Source organism: Paenibacillus sp. FSL L8-0641 (genome assembly GCF_038006265.1).
In the GTDB taxonomy this organism is placed as follows: Bacteria; Bacillota; Bacilli; order Paenibacillales; family Paenibacillaceae; genus Paenibacillus; species Paenibacillus polymyxa_D.
This window is the reverse complement of sequence record NZ_JBBOUW010000001.1, coordinates 1,729,769-1,750,361: the sequence shown is the minus strand read 5'-3', so window position 1 is coordinate 1,750,361 and position 20,593 is coordinate 1,729,769. Positions and strand designations below refer to the sequence as shown.

The window sequence follows — 20,593 nt, the reverse complement described above, 5'->3', positions numbered from 1 at the left end:
AGAAACCGTGCCTTTTTTCCATGTATTTTCGTTATTAACACGTTTTGCAGAAACTAAGACTAACTTGACAATTCAAAGTACCTGTTGCACATGAAGGAGTACAGATAATACCACTGGCTGGTTGAACCCCTTTTGAAGCAACCTCATTTTTAGCTACTTGCAAGTCCAGATCAAATTGATTTTTCATCTTGTTACCTCCTTTTATTTTTTACAATTTTATTATAAGTTATATAATCTTAACTAGACTTTATATAATTCTTACATTTGTCTTAATTTCAACGAGTACATTTAAGATAAACCCTCATTATTTTTTAGTATTTTTAAGGACAACGCACTAGATTTTAGTGACAATATAATGAAGAAAAAAATAATGGAGGCTTTCATATGAAAATGGATAGTTTTGTTATACAACAATCCGACCAAGTTCGTGCAAGAGATATGAGTAAAAAAATTGCTTTACGTCTATGCGAGCCCGAATCCGTCTATGCAACAGTCCATGCGGAACACAATGTTTCGCCAGAAACAAAGTACCACCCATGGGGAGAAACTTCACTTTCGCATGGTTATCCTGGTAACATTCATTTACTATCGCAATGGCGTGCTACAGACCCTTCGTATGATTGGAATAGAGCCATACATTCAAACATGGCTCAGATTCAATCCTCACTTGCTAAAAATGGTCTTCACGATCTCTCTCTTTACAGTGGCTGGGCAGGCATCGCTTCGTCCGTAAGAGAGGCTTCTAATCATGGAAAATACTACAGTAATTTCTTACAGCAAATACATCAATGGATGATGCCTCTAACAGAGCAATGGCTTCAGTCGAACACAGAACAATTAAGCCTTCACGAAGGTATGCCCATGCAAGCCTTTGACACCATTTCGGGAGCTTCAGGGATTGGAAGATATATTTTGATGAACTCAACCGATCCTATTTGTACTCCTCTTGTAGAACCAATTCTTCAATTTCTTACTGATCTTACACATCCCATACATATTCACAATCATTATGTCCCAGGGTGGTACTCCCCGCAAAAGTTCCAATTTTTAGACCGGGATAAACATAACTATCCTCTGGGCAATTTCAATTGTGGAATGGCACATGGCATTCCTGGACCGTTAGCTTTGTTGTCCGTGGCTTACAGTGCTGGAATTGAAGTAAAGGGTCAACAGCAAGCGATTGAAACCATTACGGAATGGTTGCTTAAGTATAAATATGAAGATGAATATGGTAGATACTGGCCTCATATTGTTCCATTCGAAGCTGAAACAGGCTCTCTATGGTTTGATTTGGAACGAGCAAGAGAAGCATGGTGTTACGGTACACCCGGTATCGCCTGTTCCCTATTTCTTGCCGGAAAGGCTCTCCATAATGAGGAACTGCAAAAATTGGCTGTGAAAGCTTGTGTCGGTGCAATCTCCTATGAGATAGCTAAGCGGGAAATGGACTCTTCTGCACTCTGTCACGGTCTTGCCGGATTACTTACCATCTCTTGGCGAATGTGGTGTCATAGTAAAGAGCCTGCTTTTCTCCCGCTTATTCAACAGTTAACGAATTGTCTGCTTGATCGCTTTCAAATGGATAGCCCACTTGGATATCTGGACCCCGAGCCAAGGGCAGATGGCTCTCTAGTATGGCTGACAAAAGCGGGCATGCTTGAAGGCGTTGCTGGGATTGCAGCTGCTTTATTAAGTGTTTCTGAGAACAAAGAGATCGGTTGGGATTACATCCTCATGCTATCCTAACTACAACCAGTCCCTATTCACAAACATCTTTCTTCCACCATACAGATAGGCTAAAAACGTAAAAATGACAATCAAGCCGAGGCTGTAAGGCTCAACTCTGGGCGCATAAGTCGCTGTTTGCGGCATCATAATATAATAAGGAATCGTAAAAGGAAACCACGCACCTATGGAAGAGTGAAAGCCTGTTATGACAATATTAGGAACCACACAACAAATAGACATTCCCAGAGAAGCTCCAAAATTCCGAATTTTTATCGAGAGCATAAGCTGTAGTGCTGCCAGGGGAAAAATCCCGATCCACCCTCCCAAGCCGGTAGAAAGAACGACAGACCAAGGGATTTCTCCTGGAGCACCTGCTATATTTCCACTTACAAAATAGCCTACTATAAATATAAGCTGATCAAGACCCAGTATGAGAATGAGCAATATATATTTTGCATAATAAATTTGCTGACGAGGATACGGGCTGCTTAATAAAATCTTCCATCCCCCATCCCGATGCTCATACGCACACAAAAGAGAAGCGATAATCCCACAATAGAGCGGATAAAAAAACATAGAGTGAAATTGCGCTGAATACGTATATAAAGTTAACCAGCTGGGCGAAAAAAACTGTTTCAAATCGTTCAGCTCGAGGACTCCCATTAAAGAATTTATGACCGCATCCAATATAATGAGAATCCATACCATGATCCATTGAAGCTTTATCGTCTCTACGCGTAAAATAGAGCCCATGTATCTTCTCCTCTCTATTTGAATTCATGCTTGGTAAACTGTAATGTACCAAGTCCCGTAAAGATGACTCCCGCACTTAAAGCAACGATTACCCAAATCATGTGTTCCTTCATTAGAGGACTTGATAGGGCAGGGTACGACCAAGGCAATATTTTAATCCACAGAATACTTGTGCGTGCCAAAAACAAGCTTGCAATAGAGCCGAATATACCAAACGCTAATGGGAATGCCTGATTAGTGAAAAGTGTAGACAGCCAAAGTTGAATTGCAAGTACTGGTAGGGTAGCCAAGCTTGCATTAATCGGCTGTAACAGCATGATCCGCCAAGGAATGGGTTCGTTTGTATATAACACCCAGATGAGGCTCATACCTGCTACAGTGATCAAGGCGGTACCCAATTGCAGAATCACGATCCATACGATTTTGGATAAATAGATATGGCTTCTGGGAACAGGCATGGCCATAAGCTGCTTCCATGTTTGAGTATCATGCTCTGTACCGGCCATAATGCTCGCCAAAAGTGTACCGCCAAGCAGCATCACAAACGAAAGGAACATAAACATAACGGCAAAACCAGCATAGACACCTCCTGGTCCTTGCCGAAAGTAAAGATACCATTCCACAGCAGTCATGCCTGTAAGTACACACCCCTGTATAAGAGGAATCCACCAGCATATTTTCTTCAGCTTAAGCCCCTCTGCCTTTATAACCCGGAGTATCATAAGCTTCGCTCCTTACCTGTCAGTTCCAGGAATATCTCCTCCAATGTTTTTTTCTTCTCTGTGACCCGATAAATGGGATGATTGTGCTCCACAAGCACCTTGATCATCTCCGATGATTGTTGCCGATCTACAATAGGAGTCACGACCTCATTTGGTTCAATCGATTCAGCTCCAGCAGTCCATCCGTGCTGAATCAGTGCACCAGCAGCCAGAACAGGATCTGGGGTTTCAATGAATAATTGAGGCTTGCTTTTGGCGGTGAGTTCCTTCATCGTTCCCTGGAAAATCATTTCACCCTGATTAATAATTCCTACATAGGTTGCAATCTGCTCAATTTCGCTTAATAGATGGCTCGAAACCAGTACCGTCATTCCATAAGCGCCAGGAAGGCTCATAATTAGCTCCCGGATTTCCTGAATACCAGACGGGTCCAAACCATTCGTCGGTTCATCAAGTATCAATAATTTGGGATTCGCAATAAGCGCCATAGCAATCCCCAGTCTTTGTCGCATCCCCAAGGAATATCCCTTTACCGGACGATACGCATCCTTGCTTAATCTCACTAAATCCAGCACTTCATGAATTCTTCGGGTCGGCAGTCCACGCATCGTTGTAACGATTTCCAAATTTCGATATGCGGATAAATGGGCATAATAGGCAGGTGATTCAACCAAGGAACCCACATCCTTCAATATTTCCATGCGCTGGTCCTTCAGCTTTTTCCCAAAAATCTCAATCTCTCCGGAGGTGGATTTAATCAGCCCAAGTAGCATACGAATCGTGGTTGTTTTACCCGCCCCATTAGGTCCTAAAAATCCATATATCTGCTGTCCGGGTACCTGGAGATTTATTCGTTTTACAAATTCCCGTTTTCCAAAACGCCTAGTTAGCTGCTGTGTATGTATTACATATTCAGACATTTCCTGATCTCCTCTCGATTTCTAATGCTGAAGCTTAAGTTACATACAGTTTACTGAAGTAAAGTAAACGCCAGGTAAACAGTCCCTAAACAACAGGCAAAAAAAACCGAGCACACTGCGAAATGTGAGATTCGATGTTACAAAGTTAGTTGTTTAGCGGCAGTGAAATCTCCATCCTTGTACCCGCTTTACTGCCTGAAAGGATATGAAGCGTTCCGTTGTGCGCTTCAATAAAGCTTTTGGCAATAGGTATTCCATGCCCTTCGGAGTGAGATACCTGCATGAACTTATTGGGATTCATTCCTATTCCATCATCTTCGATAGAAATATGAAGCTTATCGTTCGCTTTGTTTACTTCCATGGAAACGTGTGTACCTGGAGGATTATGAATGATTGCGTTAATCAAAAAATTCTGCAGCGCTCTGCCTAATAGCTTGCTATCGAAGGACATAATACAAGTCGCCTCCATGGACGTAAAAGAAAATTCGTATTGCTCAGCCGAAGGATGGTTAGCGATATCTATGACTGCACTACGGAGAAACTCCACAATGTCCTCCTTCTCCAATTGGACGGGCAATGGACTTTCCTTAAGCTGCATAGAAGCATTCAAATCCTGAATCAACTGCTTCATTTCAGTCACTTTCTCACTGATACTCATACTAAAGCTTCTTCTTTCTTCATCAGACCAGTCATACTCTTGAGCAGTTAGCATGGCCGCATATCCTTCAATATAAGATAATGGTGTTTTGAGATCATGGCTGACACCTGCTACCCACTGCTGTTTTCGTTTCTCTATCTCCACTCTTTCTTCCTCATTGCTGCGCAATTGAGCCGATAAGATGTTCATTTGTTCAAAAACTTCTTTATACAATTGATACGGAGGCTTATAACTATTTTTCTGATTTTTTTTACGCTCCGGTAGTTCCAATTCAGTTAGTGGCGCTTGAAATTCCCCTGTGGCAATATTTCCAATCCATTTGATTACATACACCAAAGGCTTGCCTATATACCATCCGTAGGCAGCTATGAACACAGCACTCTGCACGATACCAAGTCCTGTCCAGAATAGATTAATATTTATATTTTGAGATGCTCCAAATATACTTTTTATAAAAATATATAAGATCGTGCAAATAACAAAACATAGGACATAGACCAGTACAAAACATAACGTTACTTTCATAAAACGGAAGGACATCTTAACCAGAGAGTTCATCCTCATTCCTCCATCTTGACTGACATCATTTTATAACCAAGCCCTCTTACATTGATTAAAAATTGCGGGTGCTTGGAATCAGGTTCTATTTTTTTCCGCAAACGGGAGATATGAATCACTACGGTCTTCTCATCACCCAAGAAGGCCTCGCTCCATATCGCCTCGTAAAGCTGCCGTACACTGAAAATACGGTTAGGATGCTTGCACAAAAATACCAGCAGCAGCCATTCACGCGCCGGACACTCGACCTGCTTGTCCTCCACATACAACACACCGGATTCCAGTTCCAATCGAAAATATCCAAAATCTAAAGTGCGCATGGCCGGTTTCATGGCCACTGTCGAAACTTTCCGATATTTCATTCGAGCCTTCATACGGGCAACAACTTCCAGCGGGTTAAACGGTTTGGTAATATAGTCGTCTCCTCCGATACCGAACCCCATTAATTTGTCTAGATCTGTATCTCTTGCCGTCAAAAAAAGAATAGGGGCATCCGTATATAGACGCATTTGACGACATATCTCAAACCCATCGCTATCAGGCAGCATGACATCAAGTACAATCACATCTATATGAGATTCCATCACGACTTGCAGCGCTTCCCGCCCCGTTGCAGCATGCTTAACTTGAAGGAACCCTTCTTTTTTTAACACCGTTGTCAGCATATCCCGCAACCCCTGCTCATCGTCTACTATAAGTACTGCAATTTCTTCCATAACCCAAGGTTCTCCCTTCTTTTTTTACATTTTTTACTTTCATTATAAAAGCAAACGGGCAGAATTTAAATCGAGTTCCATCACATATCGTTCATCCCCGTGAATATACTTAATAACCAACAAGGCCAAACTGTGCCGTGTATCCACTTGGGGGGTGCCTAATAATGTCGGAACCACGCCAGCCATATTCATTCGTCGTATCCCGCGAAGATTGGTCGCTGCATCGCAAAGGGTACCAGGACCAGCAACGTCATCAGCAGAAGGTCAAAGATGTCATTAAGCAAAATCTACCCGATCTGATAACGGAAGAAAATATTATTATGTCGGACGGTCAACAGATTATTAAAGTGCCGATTCGCAGCCTGGATGAATATCGCTTCATTTATAACTATCAAAAGCAAAAGCATGTAGGCCAAGGGGATGGAGATAGTCAGGTGGGAGATGTCATCGGGCGTGATTCTGCCTCCCAGAAGCCTGGTAAAGGTGAGAAAGCCGGCGACCAGCCGGGACACGATATTATGGAAACGGAAGTCAGCATAGAAGAGCTGGAAGATATGCTGTTCGAGGAAATGGAATTGCCGAATTTACAGCAAAAAGACAAGGATCAAATTGAGGTTGAATCTATCGTGTTCAATGATATACGTAAAAAAGGCATGCAAGCGAACATTGACAAGAAACGAACCATTCTCGAAAATCTACGCCGCAACGCCCGTGAAGGGAAACCGGGCATTCATCATATTAGTCCGGACGATCTTCGTTACAAAACATGGGAAGAGAAGACCATTCCCCAATCCAACGCGGTGATTATAGCGATGATGGACACATCGGGCTCAATGGGCGCTTTTGAAAAATATTGTGCTCGCAGCTTCTTTTTCTGGATGACCCGCTTTTTGCGCCGTCAGTATGAAAAGGTGGAAATTGTCTTTCTCGCGCATCATACCGAGGCTAAAGAGGTTACGGAGGAAGAATTTTTCACCCGCGGAGAAAGTGGCGGCACGATCTGCTCTTCCGCTTATTTGAAAGCACTGGAGATTATCGACAAACGGTATCCTCCTTCCAGCTACAATATTTATCCCTTCCATTTCTCGGATGGCGATAACCTGACCTCGGACAATGAGCGGTGCGTGAAGCTAATCGAGGAACTTATAAAGCGGAGCAATATGTTCGGCTATGGCGAAGTGAATCAATATAATCGTAGCAGCACGCTGATGTCAGCCTACAAGAATATTAAAAAGGATCAGTTTATGTACTATGTCATCAAGGAAAAAGGTGAGGTATACCAAGCCTTACGCACCTTTTTTCGCAAACGGGAAGGGGGAACGGTGGGATGAGCACCGACCAGAAGGAGCTAGAATATGCGATATCAGAAATTATGGAGATTGCAGATGGATTCGGGCTCGACTACTACCCGATGCGATATGAGATTTGTCCGGCGGATATTGTATACACGTTCGGAGCCTATGGTATGCCCACGCGCTTCAGCCACTGGAGTTTTGGAAAAACGTTTCACAAGATGAAAATGCAGTACGATTTTGGATTGAGCAAAATTTATGAGCTGGTCATTAACTCCAATCCCTGCTATGCCTTCCTGCTGGAAGGAAATTCTTTGGTGCAAAATAAACTAATTGTCGCTCATGTACTGGCACACTGTGATTTTTTCAAACACAACGCCCGCTTTTCAGCTTCTAATCGCAATATGGTGGAGAGTATGTCGGCCACAGCAGATCGAATCAACAGCTATGAAATGGAATATGGTTCAAAGACTGTTGAATCCTTCATTGACTCTGTACTGGCGATACAGGAGCATGTAGACCCACAGCTCATCAAACCAAGGCATCTGGATAAACAGCGCTATATGGAACTCAAAATCAAGGAGCAAAAAGAACCCAAAAAACACCAGCGTCCCATCGGACCTTACGATGATCTGTGGTCACTGGACACAGTAAAGCAGTATGATTCGGCCGAGACCGAGGGTATTAAGGTACGCCAGTTCCCACCGGAACCTGAAAAAGATATCGTCTGGTTTATTCAGGAATTCTCCGAGGTACTGGAGGACTGGCAGCGAGATATTATGACGATGCTGCGGGACGAAATGCTATATTTCTGGCCCCAAATGGAGACCAAAATCATGAATGAAGGCTGGGCCTCCTATTGGCATCAGCGGATTGTAAGGGAACTGGATTTGACAGGGGAGGAAACCGTTGAATTTGCGATGCTGAATGCTTCTGTCGTACAGCCTTCCAAGCAAAGCCTGAACCCGTACTATTTGGGACTGAAAATATTTGAGGATATTGAAAAACGTTGGGATAACCCAACCCGTGAGGAGCAAGAGCGACAAGGGCGCAAACCGGGCGAGGGTCGAGCTAAAATGTTCGAGGTGCGAGAGTTTGACTCAGACACCTCTTTTATACGCAATTACATGACCAAGAAGCTGACAGAGGATTTGGATCTGTACGTGTTTGAGAAACGAGGACCTGATTGGAAAATTACCGATAAATCCTGGGAAAACATACGGGATCAGCTCGTGTTTTCACGTGTGAATGGAGGCTCCCCTTATATCGTCGTCGAGGATGGAGATTACCTGCATACGGGCGAGTTGAAGCTCAAGCACCAGTACGAAGGCATTGAGCTAGATTTAAAATATATGGAGCGCACGCTTCCGTATGTATATCAGCTGTGGGGGCGCACCGTTCATTTGGAAACGATGATTGAGGGTAAGCTCGCCTTATTCTCATATGACGGTAAGAAGCATCATCGTAAATTTGTATAGTCATGCATCCATTTCATAATACCTCTAGCTGCTTCAATTAAAACTAGATATAGATCAAAATGTTTTAATTTGTCTATTTCTAGTTACAACCATCAAACTTTAATGAGTTATGAAATTGATACTCATATAAAATCAATAGCCAGCCTACATTTAAAAAGGCGCATTCCGAACATACGGATATGCGCCTTTTACTACTTTTCCTTAAATTCGACGATATAGCTTTGATTGAGCTGTTTTCCACCTTCCGAAATGTTCTGGTACATGGATAAAAACCGGGCGGATGGGCTCCATACCGTTGGGCTGTCATAAGATTGGATATCGGTCGTAACCGGAGTGGTTTTACCCGTGGACTGGTCAAATACATACAGCCCTCTCATGCCTTGCTGATCCTCATCATAAATGGAAAAAGCAAGCTTGGACCCGTCGCTGGACCAGCTTCCACGACTCATTAAAGTACCTTGCCCGATAATTCCTTTCTCTTTACCCTGTTCATCCAAAATGATCATACGGGCTGGTTCGGATGTATTCCATTTCCGCTTTTCAATGGCAATAGACTTACCGTCAGGCGACACGGCAAAGGACATGGCACCCTCTGCAATGGTCACAGCCTGAGGATGATTAAGGGTGAACCGATTCAGCACTGGATACCCTTGTTTATCACTGCCTGTATAAAATATGGCGTTACCCACTTTTTCAACATGAGACATCAATTCAGAGCGATTCGGATCTTGAAAATTCAATTCTTCAGCTTTGCCGTCCAGACCAATCAGTCGGATTTTACCATCCGGTGTGCCTGTAATGAGATGATTCTCATCGCTCCAGCTCACTTCGTTAGTCATATCCAACTTGCCAATCGATGTAACCTTACCACTGCTTAGTTCCAAAATGTAGCCCTGAATATCATATTTGCTGTTGGGGCTACCTTCAGTAAAGAAGACATGGCGCTGATCAGGTGATACCACAGCAAGTAACTGTGGAGCTTTACGACCTGGTGTTAAAATCCGCTCCTTGTCTGTCTCTACATTATGAATCCACAGCTGGGTTTTACGCTCCACAATCAGCTCTTCGTCACTCAGCCAAGACCTCGCGTAGACATCCCCCAGCCTGTCGATAGACGATACCACCAGCTCGTCCGTTACTTGCTTCTGGGCTGCATCCGTGTCAATCACAGTAAGCTGTTGGCCCGGTTTCATACCGAATGCTGGATTTGTCTCTCCTGCGCTCTTCATGCCACAACCGCTGAGCAATCCTCCGGCGATTAAGCCGGTCATAAGCAGCCCAGTGGCTTTCTGTCTGAAAATTCTTGTACGGGAATCTTCGCGATGAGAGGAACCGTTCTTTTGCCCATAGCTGTCTATGTTTTTCTTTATCATGTACAACGGCCTCCTTGTTAACGATACCCCCAGTTTAATGCCCGAACATCTCATGAATACATCGAATTGTTTCCAAGTTGTAAACAAGACACCATTTTAGCCCTGTGCTAACAATCGGCCGTTTACAGGGAGCTATCGTGAACCAAGAGGGGAAGTCTAAGCGAAAATTCATTACCACTTACATTCGTATGGCCGTTTCCATTTTCCAACCCACTATGGTCTGAAGCTGTAAGCTGCAACTCTCCCCCCATGCGCTCCGCCAGTCTGCGCGCCAGAGGAAGACCGAGTCCCGTACCGCTGTCCTGACGAGATCGATCACGACTTAAAGTAGCAAACGGCTCAAAAATCATGTCCCATTTCTCCCTAGGAATCCACGGACCGGAATTGCGTACATACACAATCACAGTGTCCTGTTCTACCCGATTCGATAACGTAATCCATCCACCGTCTTGATTATACTTTACTGCATTATCCAGCAAATTTAGTACAATATGCATCAGATGCTTAGGGTCTCCCCACACCTGGGCTGGAACGGTATCTATCGAAAAATCCAGTCTACGCGCTGCCGCTTTTCCTCGAATACGGCTCCCTGCATCTTCCAGTAGCGAATGCAATTCCACAACCTCCGTATGCAATTCAAAATCATATTTATCCAGCACAGATAGCCGCAGCGAGTCCTCGACAAGCTCGTACAACCGTTTTGTTTCCTTACTGATACTTTCTCTCGCTTCACGCACCAGTTCAGGATCATCCCCATACATATCCAGTAAATCAGCATAAGCTTGAATAGAGGTTAACGGGGTCTTTAGTTCATGACTGATATTTCCAATAAAAGATTTTTGCTGCTGCTCTAGCTCTCTCAAACGATGAACCGCTTCTTCCAGCCGAAGCTTTTCGTTTTCCAGCGCGGTAATGCTCTCCCGGATCACATGGCTCATCTGGAGCATTCCTTCATCCAGTCTTCCCAGCTCATCCTGCCGCCGCAGCAGTCTGGCTTCCGGATAATGCCCTGCCGATATCTGTTCAGAAGCGCGAGTCAGTCTTCCGATGTCCCTCGTCTGGCGGCCGACATAGCCTAAACCTAAGATAAAGCTCAATACCAGCACCGCACCCCCCGTCCATAGAAACAAGTGGGCAATGGCCCGGTAGAACTGCTGCTGCGCTTCTGTTGAGCTGTGAAGCTGTACCACTCCCAGTAAGCCGTCCGGACCTTGAAGCGGAGCCAAATAAGTGATTGCGCTTCCTTCCGTAATGTATGCAATTTTGCCTTGGATCGCATAGGAGAGCGCCTGGCTGACATCTGTTCTAAAAGCCAGCGGTAGAGAATTGCCAACCTCATGCCCTTGACCATCATATAAAATAACGCGCATATTACTGGATACGCCCAGTTCCACTGCGAGCCCAGGTGCCTGCTTCTTCATAAAGTCTTCCGGTGATTGGCGCACTCCCAACAGGTAAGACTGTTTTACACGCATTTCTACAATTTCGGCCTGACGCTTTAAGCTGCGTTCCATTTGGTCTGTCTGGTTAGCGCGAATACCAGTAAGCACGAGCCAGCTCAGCACACCGACAGTAAACAGCAGCAAAGCCGCCAGTACCAGCGGAAATTTCCAACGCAGGCTCAAGCCTGTAGGTTTGCGTTTGCGCTTCTGCTGGTCGGTGGACCGCAAGCTTCCTCGCTGATGGAGTGAATAATGTTCGTTCACGTCATTTTCTCTGCCTTATAGCCGATACCATACACGGTCTGCAATATCGCCTGATGCGGCTCAAGCTTCTTGCGCAAACGCTGGATATGAATATCCACCGTCCGCGTTCCGCCCACATAATCGAAGCTCCATACCTGCTCCAGCAGCTCGTCCCGTGTATACACCCTTCCGGCATGAGACACCAACAGCGCCAGCACATCAAACTCCTTGGGGGTCAGATCCAGCGCTATGGCTCCAAGTTCAGCCGTTCGGCTGGACGGACGTACCCGTAATGGGCCGAGTACCATTTCTGTTCCTTCCGGAGCAGGTGCTCCTTCTCGCTCCAGTCTCCGTACCAATGCTTTAATACGAGCGAGCAGCTCCCTCAGATCAAACGGTTTGCTCATAAAATCGTCCGCACCCAGCTCCAGTCCGAGTACCTTATCAACGATATCGTTTTTGGCCGTCAGCAGTAAAATACCGATGCCCTTCCGACTTTCCAAACGGCGGCACACCTCATATCCACCCAATTTGGGCATCATCACATCCAGTATGAGCACATCCGGATGGAACAAACGTACTTTTTCCAAGGCGTCCTCCCCGTCAACGGCGGTTTCCACCAAAAAGCCCTCTCGCTTTAACGCATAAGCCAGCGCATTTCGAATGCTCGCCTCATCGTCCGCTATCAGTATTTTCTTATCCATGTCCTGCCCTCCCTGCTCTCGCTTCATTTTATTTTACGCTCCTAGCGACAAAGGGCAAGCCCGCGACCTGAACTTATGTTACTCCAACTTTCCATAGCGCCATCATTAGACTTTGACTCTTTTTAATGTCAAGGAAATATGACGCAGTATAAACATCTCTTCCCTCACTGCCTTGCGCTTTGAAGTGTCTTACCTGTCCGTATATGCTAAAATACTTCCGTATCGGCTATTCGCCTACAGGAGGGCATGATCATGAAACATTCTATTTTGATCGTAGAAGACGAAGAGAAGATTGCCCGGCTTCTAGAGATCGAGCTTCAATTTGAAGGCTATCAAGTATGTAAAGAAAAAAACGGAATTGATGGGTTGGAGACGTATTGCAAAGGCAATTGGGATCTAGTATTGCTGGATATTATGATTCCCGGTCTCAATGGCATCGAGCTACTTCGGAGGATTCGTAAACATGATGCGAACGTTCCTGTCATTTTGCTGACGGCTAAAAGTTCCATTGCAGATAAGGTCGAGGGGCTCGATTTGGGAGCCAATGATTATGTTACCAAACCGTTTGTGATCGAAGAGCTGCTTGCACGTGTACGGGCCGCACTCAGAGTGGGTGCAACGAAAGACATGGCTCCACAAGTGGTAGATCAATGGCTTAGTGCCGGGGATTTACGTCTCCATGAAGGTACTCGTGAAGTTCTTCGAGGAGAGCACAACATTGAGCTTACACCGCGAGAATTTGACTTGCTCGTTCATTTACTTAAACACCAGCGACAGGTACTTAGCCGTGAACAATTACTGGAAAATGTATGGGGCATAGATTATATGGGCGATACCAATGTGGTCGATGTGTATATTCGCTACGTGCGCAATAAAATCGACCCTACGCGCCAGCTCCCTGAGCTGATCCATACTGTACGCGGAATTGGTTATGTTCTGAAGGAATCCTTATGAAGCTACAAAACAAAATCCATACGTATACCTCGTTATTATTCGGGATTTTACTTGTGGCCATTCATTTCTCAGTCTATTTCCTATTCAGCCAACTTTCGATAGACAGTCGAAAAGACCAGGTAGAGGCCGCAGCAGAGAACATGATTCGTGGGATTCAACGTGCTCCGGTATCCGTAGCCGCTGAGGATCTTCTCCGAGCCTATGTACCGCTGGATGGCATGCTTCGGCTAATGAAACCAGAAGGCGACTTTCTTCCCCCTATCACCTCTTCTTCCGAGCAATCTCTTAGCTTGATGAAGGGCGTTTTTGATGAAACACGGCAGGTTCGCATCATTACCTATGAAAGCAACCGTTACATTCTTGTATCGCTCCCCATGATTTGGACCAATGGCGAGGTTGTCAATCTCCAGGTGACCGAAAGTCTGCAACCGACGATGCAGACGCTACAGGTACTCAGAATCGTACTTGTTGCTGTCACTGGAATTGCGCTCATTCCTGTCGTGGTATCGGGAAGACTGCTCGGCAGACTGATTACACGTCCCATTACATCTATGATTAGCACGATGAAAGAAATTCAGCGCAGCGGGAAATTTAAACGTCTTCCGCTCCATTCATCATCACGCGACGAACTGGTCGAAATGGGTGAAACATTTAATGACATGATTGAACTGCTGGAGCGAAATTTCGTCAGGCAAGAACAATTTGTATCTAATGCGTCCCATGAATTGAAGACGCCGCTCACCATTATTGAAAGTTATGCCAGCCTGCTCAAACGGCGGGGGTTGCAGCATCCCAAGATTTTTGCCGAATCCGTTGAAGCGATCCATTCCGAGGCGATCCGAATGAAGGACATGGCAGAGCAGCTTCTTTTGTTGGCCAGAAACGAAGAACAGTGGAATGTCGTGCTGGAGTCTGTACGCCTGACCAGCATCGCGACAGAATTAAAGACTACATTTGAAAATGCGTTCGCCCGACAAATTCAACTGGATGTACAGGCAGACTGCAATGGCTATACCGATGAAAATAAGCTGAAGCAGCTCCTATTTATCTTTTTGGATAATGCACGCAAATACAGTGACGAGCCGATATACCTGATGATTGATACCGTGGACGGCACAACTCAACCCTGCATAAAAATCACAGATCAAGGAATTGGAATCCCGGAAGAAAAGTTATCTAAAGTATTCGACCGTTTCTATCGTGTGGATGAAGCCAGAAGCCGCGAGGAAGGTGGGGCTGGGCTAGGCTTATCATTGGCTACAGGAATTGCACAAGCTATACATGCTCAAATTGGGCTAGAAAGTGTAGAGGGAAGCGGAACAACTGCAACGATCATCCTCCCTGCCGTTCCAAAATAATAAGCCAAAGGAGGAAATAACGATGAAAGCCATCTATGTGTGGATGATTGGGGGTACGCTGGCGGCTGTATTGATCACAATTTGTCTTTTACAGTGGCCTTGGGCACGGTCGTTAGCAGCTTCTCCATTGGAAGAAAAGGCCGTCATCCAATCCATTTTGCATCAGTATCCCGGCGAGGTGCTTGAATCCCAACGCTTGGGTGATTTTTATCTGATCAGGCTGGAACACCCTAAAGGCAAGTACGACATAAAAGCCAATGCCTATAACAGTGTCATCGAATCCATTAAGCGGGCACAGGCTTATACAGATGCGAAGCAGGAGCCCCAGAACCACAAGCCCGGTACCTCACCAACCAGAGACACATCGAATCCAACTAATAAACCTGACCCAGCTTCTCTCGTCATTACGGAGAAAGAAGCAGCCAAGCTTGCTTCCCAAGCAGTTAACGGAACATCCGATGATATTGAGCTTCATCGCAACGACAAAGGCCTCTACTATCTGGTTGAGGTTGAGGTAAAAGATGGGCGTGAAGCAGTAGTACAGGTCAATGCAGTATCGGGCTCTATTGACTCTATAACGTGGGAAAAAGAAAAACAGGCGCACGACGAATCATGACGATTTGACGATCATCTCAGCTCATGTTTCTCATGGTTTTCTCATGATTCTATTATGTTCCTCTCATGTTCAAGAGATAAGCTGTATTCATGCTTATAGCACAAGGAGGAATGATGTAATGAAAAAAAATTATACATTAGGAATTATGGCAGCCACGGTTCTGCTTGGTGTTACGGTTACGGGTGTCTCAGCGAGTGCCGTATGGGCCGCTAAACCTACGGACCTTATTGGAGCGACTGCCGCTGCCAACATTGCCAAGAAAGCTGTGAGGAATAATGCACAAGTTGAAGATGTCGAACTGGAGCGCAAAAACGGAAAGGTCTACTATGAGGTGGATCTCCAACAAGGGGATAAAGATTGGGATATAGATGTTGATGCTTATACTGGGAAAACCATCCGTTCCCATTCTGAGCTTGATCATGACTCGAATGACGAGTCCATCCTTAACAAGCCAAATCACATCACCCTGACTGAAAAGCAGGCTGGGCAAATTGCGCTTAAACACGTGCCCGGGAGTACCCTTTTGTCTTCTAAATTGGATAAGGAAGATGGACAGTTCATCTACGAGGTAAAGGTACTCACCAACGAAGGAACCGTTGAACTTGAAATCCATGCATCATCTGGCACAATCGTGGATACAGACGAAGATGATGACAACGAATATTAATCACCCAGGTCAATAATCAGGGTAACTAAATACAGAGCTAATTAAAACGGAGCAGCGAACTTTCGCTGCTCCGTTTTTTTTGACCCATGTGACACAAGAAAAGAACGAAGATAGCTTCATAAAACTGCACCTATTATTTCCTTATGAATAGACTGATAACTAACAGAGGATTACCTTGTTCTTCAATTCAAAGTCAAGTGAGGTTCTTATGGCGAAATCCTATACTAAAGCACAGATTCGCAAAATCACCCGTCGTTTCGGCCTGATTCCATTAAAATCAAGCTTAGTCTCATCATTATACCGAAAAAATGCAGTGATCCAGGTGAAAACGAAAAAAGGAACTTATGCATTAAAACCTTTTAGTCGTACAAAGATGGTCCGTTCAAATACGATTCAACAGATGGAACGAGCTGCGAGCCATATAAGGCTTTTGAAAAAGAGAAAGTATACCTACATGCCCGCATGGCTCCCCATTCATTCCGGCAAGTTATGGACTCTATATCAAGGAACGCCATTTTATGTAAGCCAGTGGGTCAAAGGACGGGGACTGGAGACCGCTGAAGATTTCGAAAAACTGGGGCGGGCACTTGCCACACTTCACGCCACCTCCACCGGCTTGCATCGGATGGATAAAGTAAAGTCCCCTCCGACCATTCAACAATTGCGGATATGGAAAAACCAGGATCGTCTTTTTCAAAGAAAAATGATAAAAAACAGTCGCCATGATAAAACGTACCGCAACTGGTACAATGCTCACGGCGAAAACTGCAAACGTTTATCCAGGCGAGCATGGAAGGATTTGCAGGATGCATCCATCATAAGGCTACTTCGGATGGAACATCGGCACCCCTCCTTGATACACAGTGATATCACTACCCCAAATGTCATTATTTCGGATGATGGTCATCTCAAAATCATTGATTGGGATCGGGTTAAGATCGGCTCAGTCTATGCTGATTTGGCAAAGGCCCTTATGAATACGACTCAATTCAATCCTGAATTTGTGCAATCCTTGCTGAGGGGATACCAAAAACGCAAGCCACTAAGCCGAACTGAACGGAAGATTGTTACGGCTTTATATAAACTACCACGAGAAGCCTGGCATGCTTTCCGACACCCGCACCGTTCAAGAGATCGTGAAATCCTGGACCATTGGGATCAGTCGTGGCCTCTTCGATTACAAATCATCCATATTTTGCAGGAGTGGGCTCATGTATAAAAGAAAGTGAGGAGCAAAATGTCGATTTTATCGAACGTTGAGCAGATGTATGGAATCAAAATTCAGCGTACCCGTCAAATGAAGGACATTCACAAGATTGAGACCGCTAATACGACTTATTGCTTAAAACCCTACAAATTCCCGGAAGAAGAGATCCGTTTTATTACACGTGTCTTGTCCTACCTGGATGAGCGCGGGTTTACACGCAGCCAAAAGGTCTATCCAACAGTACAACAAACGGCTTACATGACCTATGAAGGTGTTTCGTATACATTAACCAATTGGGTTCATGGACTCAGACCAGAATTCACAAAAAGAATAGACTTCAAAAAGGGAATTGCTACTTTAGCCAAATTCCATTCCAGTGCCATGGGCTTTCCTATCACTGAAGCTCCGCCATCCAGAATCCGTTATGAAGGCTTGAGCGATGAAATAGCTGGATACAAAAAACGCCTCATCCCATACAGAGGCACAGCACATCTCGTAGCACTTTGTGAAGAAGTGTCCCATCGTCTACAGCAGCCCAAAGTTAGAGAAGCCATTGCTCGGGAGCAAAAAGCCGCCGCATTTATACACGGCGACTATAATTATCCCAATCTGATTAAAGACAAACAGCTCAAAATCCATTTGATCGACTTTGAAAATTGCTCCCTACATGTAAGGATGAAAGATCTCTCCCATCTTCTTCATCGGAATTGTCTTTGGAATGGGACAAAGATGCTGAGCGCGATAGATTACTATCAACGATATCGTCCATTGAGCACCCATGATTTGCATCTGCTTCACGCACTATTGATCTCTCCCTATCATGTGGTCCGCAATATCAGAATAGGCGGCTTCCGTTCTGCCAAACGAGTCATTCCCTCGTTCGTTCATTTGAACAAATACCGACGTGAACTCAGATCACTATTATAATCGGTCAGCTTGGAACTAAACAAAAAAACAGACCCGATGAAACGGTCTGTTTTTTTGTGTTCTGACAACAACTACAGGAAAAGCGCATGCCGCTAAAGCCAATCGACTTGCTAACTGTACCGGTACAACCAAAAATTTATTGCATTGTAAACAGCACTTCCCCCTTCTACAATGATGCTAAGACTCAATGCTCAATGGTTTCGAGAAGAGAGTCTGGGAAACTAACAACAATAGAGGTGACTGTACATGTACACCATGACAAAAGAAGAAATAAAAGCTTATTTAAACAGAATCGGCATTCCCGAAATTCAACCTCCTACCCTTCCCTATTTAGTTGAGCTGCATAAGGCTCATGTAAAACATCTTTCATGGCAAACATTGGACATTTATGCAAGGAAGCCGGCAGCCATTGGTTTTCAAGAATCCATTCAACTCATTCTACATGGGAGAAGTGGTTATTGTTTTCATCTGAATGGTGCCTTTAGTGCACTACTATATTCACTAGGGTACAAAGTTTCTCTGCATCGTGCCGGGGTACAACCTCTGGGAGCTGAACCACGCATTAATTCATTTCATCTTGGACTAACAGTGAACTTGCTAAATGAGCATCATGAAGATGAAGTATGGATTGTTGATGTCGGGCTGGGCGATATGCCATATGAGCCTCTTCCACTCCGTATGGGAACTTATGAACAGGCTCCTCTTCATTATAAAGTCATGGAATCCGGGGTTGTTACAAAAGGTTGGCGGTTAGAGCATGACTCGCTTGCTTCATTTGTTGGCGTTGATTTTGCTCCTGCGGTTGTTCAGGATTTGGAAGAATTCATGCCAAAACATCATTTCTATAGCCGCTCAGCGGAATCTCCATGGTTTAACCTATTTCTGATTCGGCAAAGGCAAGCATTAGAGGCGAATGAACTCAGAGGATGTATTTGGAAAAAACGCGGGCTAAACGGTTTGGAAAAAATAGAGCTGGATCAGAAATCGAAGTGGCTGGAAGTGTTGGCAGATGTATTTGGCGAGCCGCTCGTTAACTACAGTCGCCAGGAACGGGACGAGTTATGGAAAAGAGTACTTGCGGCTCATATGGAATGGAAAAAGTCTATGACTGAATCGTTATAGCAGTGAAGCCTCCAACGTAAGGATAGCCTTCAAGCCACATCTTACACCTTTAGCATTTCCGAGGAATGTTGCAGCATTTCCAATTCCTTCACCATGTTTTCGATCAGCTTTGTGAACGAAGCCAATTCCTCTGAGCTGGAGGCCTGTTGCCGGGCACTGGCTGTTGTTGCAGCGGTTTCGGATTGCACACTGTCAAGCATACGGGCAATATCCAGCACCTTGCGCTGAATTTGCTCCTGTGCTTGCTTCGAATTAGATGCAAGCTTTCGCACCTCCTGTGCCACAATTTGAAACCCGCGCCCTGCTTCCTGCGCATGGGCAGCCTCAATCGCCGCATTCAGTCCCAGCAGATGAGTCTGATCGGACAGTTCCCGGATCGTACCGCTCATCTGCTCAATATGCTTAATCTCGTCACTCAAATGCTGTACCAATTTCTCTGTATGTTCCTGCGAAGAAGCAGTGTTGCAGGCACTCTCCGCGATATTATCCGTATTTTCCCTAAGCTCAGCAATCATTCCGGTCAAATTTTGCGCAATTCGGGACACAACGGTCAGCACCTGCGTTTGTTCGTCGGCCAGCTCGTTAATTTGTTCCTTTTCCTTTTCCTGATAAGCTTCCAGTACAAGCTGGGAATCCAGGTTGAACATTTTGGAAAGAGCATGCACAATAGAAAACCAGTCCTCTATCCCCGAACGCTTTAAAATGTCGACTGCAATATCAAGATAAGCAATGTACGTGCCCAAATAATAATCGGAAGACAATCCGATTCGGGAATGTACCTGCCCCACAAAAAGACGGTGTTCGATAAACTGATCATCTATTTTTCCATCTGCGAGAGAAAGCCAGTATTCACGTTGTGTTTGTTTTAGTCGTTCAATATTCGACCATTTGGAAATAATCGACATGAGATGCGGAACCTTTTCTACATGCTCATAAAACCGATCTACCACCTTATTCACAATAGATTGGAATAGTCCCTGATAATGATGCAATAAAGCCAAATCATCATCAGTAATACCAATATATTGTATCTGTTTTAATCTACTCTCCGCGACATGAATCATAAGTTCCTCCAAATAATAGTTTACATAGATTTTACATTACCATATTTATCGGCAACTTTTTAGAAAATGTTAAAAAAGCAGAAGATTAATT

Annotated in this window: 20 protein-coding genes; 10 read left to right on the top strand and 10 right to left on the bottom strand. The window is 44.7% G+C overall.

Annotated elements, in window-relative coordinates:
• Positions 1-34: 34 nt before the first annotated feature.
• Positions 35-187, bottom strand: coding sequence for an FDLD family class I lanthipeptide (locus tag MKY16_RS07875; protein WP_039269802.1), 153 nt, complete (start codon positions 185-187; stop codon positions 35-37).
• Between the two features lie 197 nt (positions 188-384).
• Between MKY16_RS07875 and MKY16_RS07870 the strand changes: the two genes are divergently transcribed.
• Positions 385-1,746, top strand: a complete 1,362-nt coding sequence (locus MKY16_RS07870; RefSeq protein WP_340954938.1) for a lanthionine synthetase C family protein — start codon at positions 385-387, stop codon at positions 1,744-1,746.
• Here the strand turns inward: MKY16_RS07870 and MKY16_RS07865 are convergent, their stop codons facing one another.
• The 5 genes from MKY16_RS07865 to MKY16_RS07845 all read right to left on the bottom strand — a co-directional run bounded on the left by MKY16_RS07865 (position 1,747) and on the right by MKY16_RS07845 (position 6,055).
• A complete protein-coding gene (locus MKY16_RS07865; protein WP_340954936.1) occupies positions 1,747-2,481 on the bottom strand; it encodes an ABC transporter permease in 735 nt (244 codons plus the stop codon).
• A gap of 14 nt (positions 2,482-2,495) precedes the next feature.
• A complete protein-coding gene (locus MKY16_RS07860; RefSeq protein ID WP_134903595.1) occupies positions 2,496-3,203 on the bottom strand; it encodes an ABC transporter permease in 708 nt (235 codons plus the stop codon).
• Positions 3,200-4,123, bottom strand: a complete 924-nt coding sequence (locus MKY16_RS07855; RefSeq protein WP_340954934.1) for an ABC transporter ATP-binding protein — start codon at positions 4,121-4,123, stop codon at positions 3,200-3,202. Before MKY16_RS07855 ends, MKY16_RS07860 begins: the two co-directional genes overlap by 4 nt.
• A 145-nt stretch (positions 4,124-4,268) precedes the next feature.
• On the bottom strand, positions 4,269-5,339 hold the full coding sequence (locus MKY16_RS07850; RefSeq protein ID WP_340954932.1) for a sensor histidine kinase: 1,071 nt from the start codon (positions 5,337-5,339) through the stop codon (positions 4,269-4,271).
• Between the two features lie 2 nt (positions 5,340-5,341).
• Positions 5,342-6,055: a response regulator transcription factor gene (locus MKY16_RS07845; RefSeq protein WP_340954930.1), complete on the bottom strand. Its 714-nt coding sequence runs from the start codon at positions 6,053-6,055 to the stop codon at positions 5,342-5,344.
• A 164-nt stretch (positions 6,056-6,219) separates the two neighbouring features.
• Between MKY16_RS07845 and yhbH the strand changes: the two genes are divergently transcribed.
• Together yhbH and MKY16_RS07835 are read left to right on the top strand one after the other, a co-directional pair.
• Positions 6,220-7,386 (top strand): sporulation protein YhbH, encoded by a 1,167-nt coding sequence (gene yhbH, locus MKY16_RS07840; protein ID WP_340954929.1) that lies wholly within the window; start codon positions 6,220-6,222, stop codon positions 7,384-7,386.
• Positions 7,383-8,825, top strand: coding sequence for a SpoVR family protein (locus tag MKY16_RS07835; RefSeq protein WP_340954928.1), 1,443 nt, complete (start codon positions 7,383-7,385; stop codon positions 8,823-8,825). Before yhbH ends, MKY16_RS07835 begins: the two co-directional genes overlap by 4 nt.
• A gap of 191 nt (positions 8,826-9,016) precedes the next feature.
• Here the strand turns inward: MKY16_RS07835 and MKY16_RS07830 are convergent, their stop codons facing one another.
• From MKY16_RS07830 to MKY16_RS07820, 3 genes are all read right to left on the bottom strand, one after another.
• The gene (locus tag MKY16_RS07830; protein WP_340954926.1) at positions 9,017-10,198 is read right to left on the bottom strand and encodes a WD40 repeat domain-containing protein; all 1,182 of its coding nucleotides are present in this window, start codon (positions 10,196-10,198) and stop codon (positions 9,017-9,019) included.
• Between the two features lie 122 nt (positions 10,199-10,320).
• On the bottom strand, positions 10,321-11,904 hold the full coding sequence (locus tag MKY16_RS07825) for a sensor histidine kinase (protein ID WP_340954924.1): 1,584 nt from the start codon (positions 11,902-11,904) through the stop codon (positions 10,321-10,323).
• Positions 11,901-12,587: a response regulator transcription factor gene (locus tag MKY16_RS07820; RefSeq protein WP_025723943.1), complete on the bottom strand. Its 687-nt coding sequence runs from the start codon at positions 12,585-12,587 to the stop codon at positions 11,901-11,903. Before MKY16_RS07820 ends, MKY16_RS07825 begins: the two co-directional genes overlap by 4 nt.
• Positions 12,588-12,839: 252 nt before the next feature.
• Here MKY16_RS07820 and MKY16_RS07815 point away from each other — a divergent pair, with 252 nt between their 5' ends.
• The 7 genes from MKY16_RS07815 (at position 12,840) to MKY16_RS07785 (ending at position 19,438) form a co-directional block, all read left to right on the top strand.
• Positions 12,840-13,541 (top strand): response regulator transcription factor, encoded by a 702-nt coding sequence (locus tag MKY16_RS07815; protein ID WP_340954923.1) that lies wholly within the window; start codon positions 12,840-12,842, stop codon positions 13,539-13,541.
• Positions 13,538-14,899: a sensor histidine kinase gene (locus MKY16_RS07810; protein WP_340954921.1), complete on the top strand. Its 1,362-nt coding sequence runs from the start codon at positions 13,538-13,540 to the stop codon at positions 14,897-14,899. The genes MKY16_RS07815 and MKY16_RS07810 overlap by 4 nt, the downstream gene beginning before the upstream one ends.
• A gap of 22 nt (positions 14,900-14,921) precedes the next feature.
• Complete coding sequence (locus tag MKY16_RS07805) at positions 14,922-15,515, top strand: PepSY domain-containing protein (RefSeq protein WP_340954919.1); 594 nt, start codon at positions 14,922-14,924, stop codon at positions 15,513-15,515.
• A 118-nt stretch (positions 15,516-15,633) separates the two neighbouring features.
• Entirely contained in the window at positions 15,634-16,182 is a 549-nt protein-coding gene (locus tag MKY16_RS07800; RefSeq protein ID WP_340954918.1) for a PepSY domain-containing protein, read from the top strand.
• A gap of 208 nt (positions 16,183-16,390) precedes the next feature.
• Positions 16,391-17,401, top strand: a complete 1,011-nt coding sequence (locus MKY16_RS07795; RefSeq protein ID WP_340954916.1) for an aminoglycoside phosphotransferase family protein — start codon at positions 16,391-16,393, stop codon at positions 17,399-17,401.
• Positions 17,402-17,419: 18 nt separating this feature from the next.
• A complete protein-coding gene (locus MKY16_RS07790) occupies positions 17,420-18,316 on the top strand; it encodes an aminoglycoside phosphotransferase family protein (protein WP_340954914.1) in 897 nt (298 codons plus the stop codon).
• 246 nt (positions 18,317-18,562) lie between these two features.
• On the top strand, positions 18,563-19,438 hold the full coding sequence (locus MKY16_RS07785; RefSeq protein WP_340954912.1) for an arylamine N-acetyltransferase family protein: 876 nt from the start codon (positions 18,563-18,565) through the stop codon (positions 19,436-19,438).
• A gap of 41 nt (positions 19,439-19,479) precedes the next feature.
• On the opposite strand, the gene MKY16_RS07780 is transcribed toward MKY16_RS07785, so the two are convergent.
• The gene (locus tag MKY16_RS07780; RefSeq protein ID WP_340884852.1) at positions 19,480-20,502 is read right to left on the bottom strand and encodes a globin-coupled sensor protein; all 1,023 of its coding nucleotides are present in this window, start codon (positions 20,500-20,502) and stop codon (positions 19,480-19,482) included.
• Positions 20,503-20,593 lie beyond the last annotated feature (91 nt).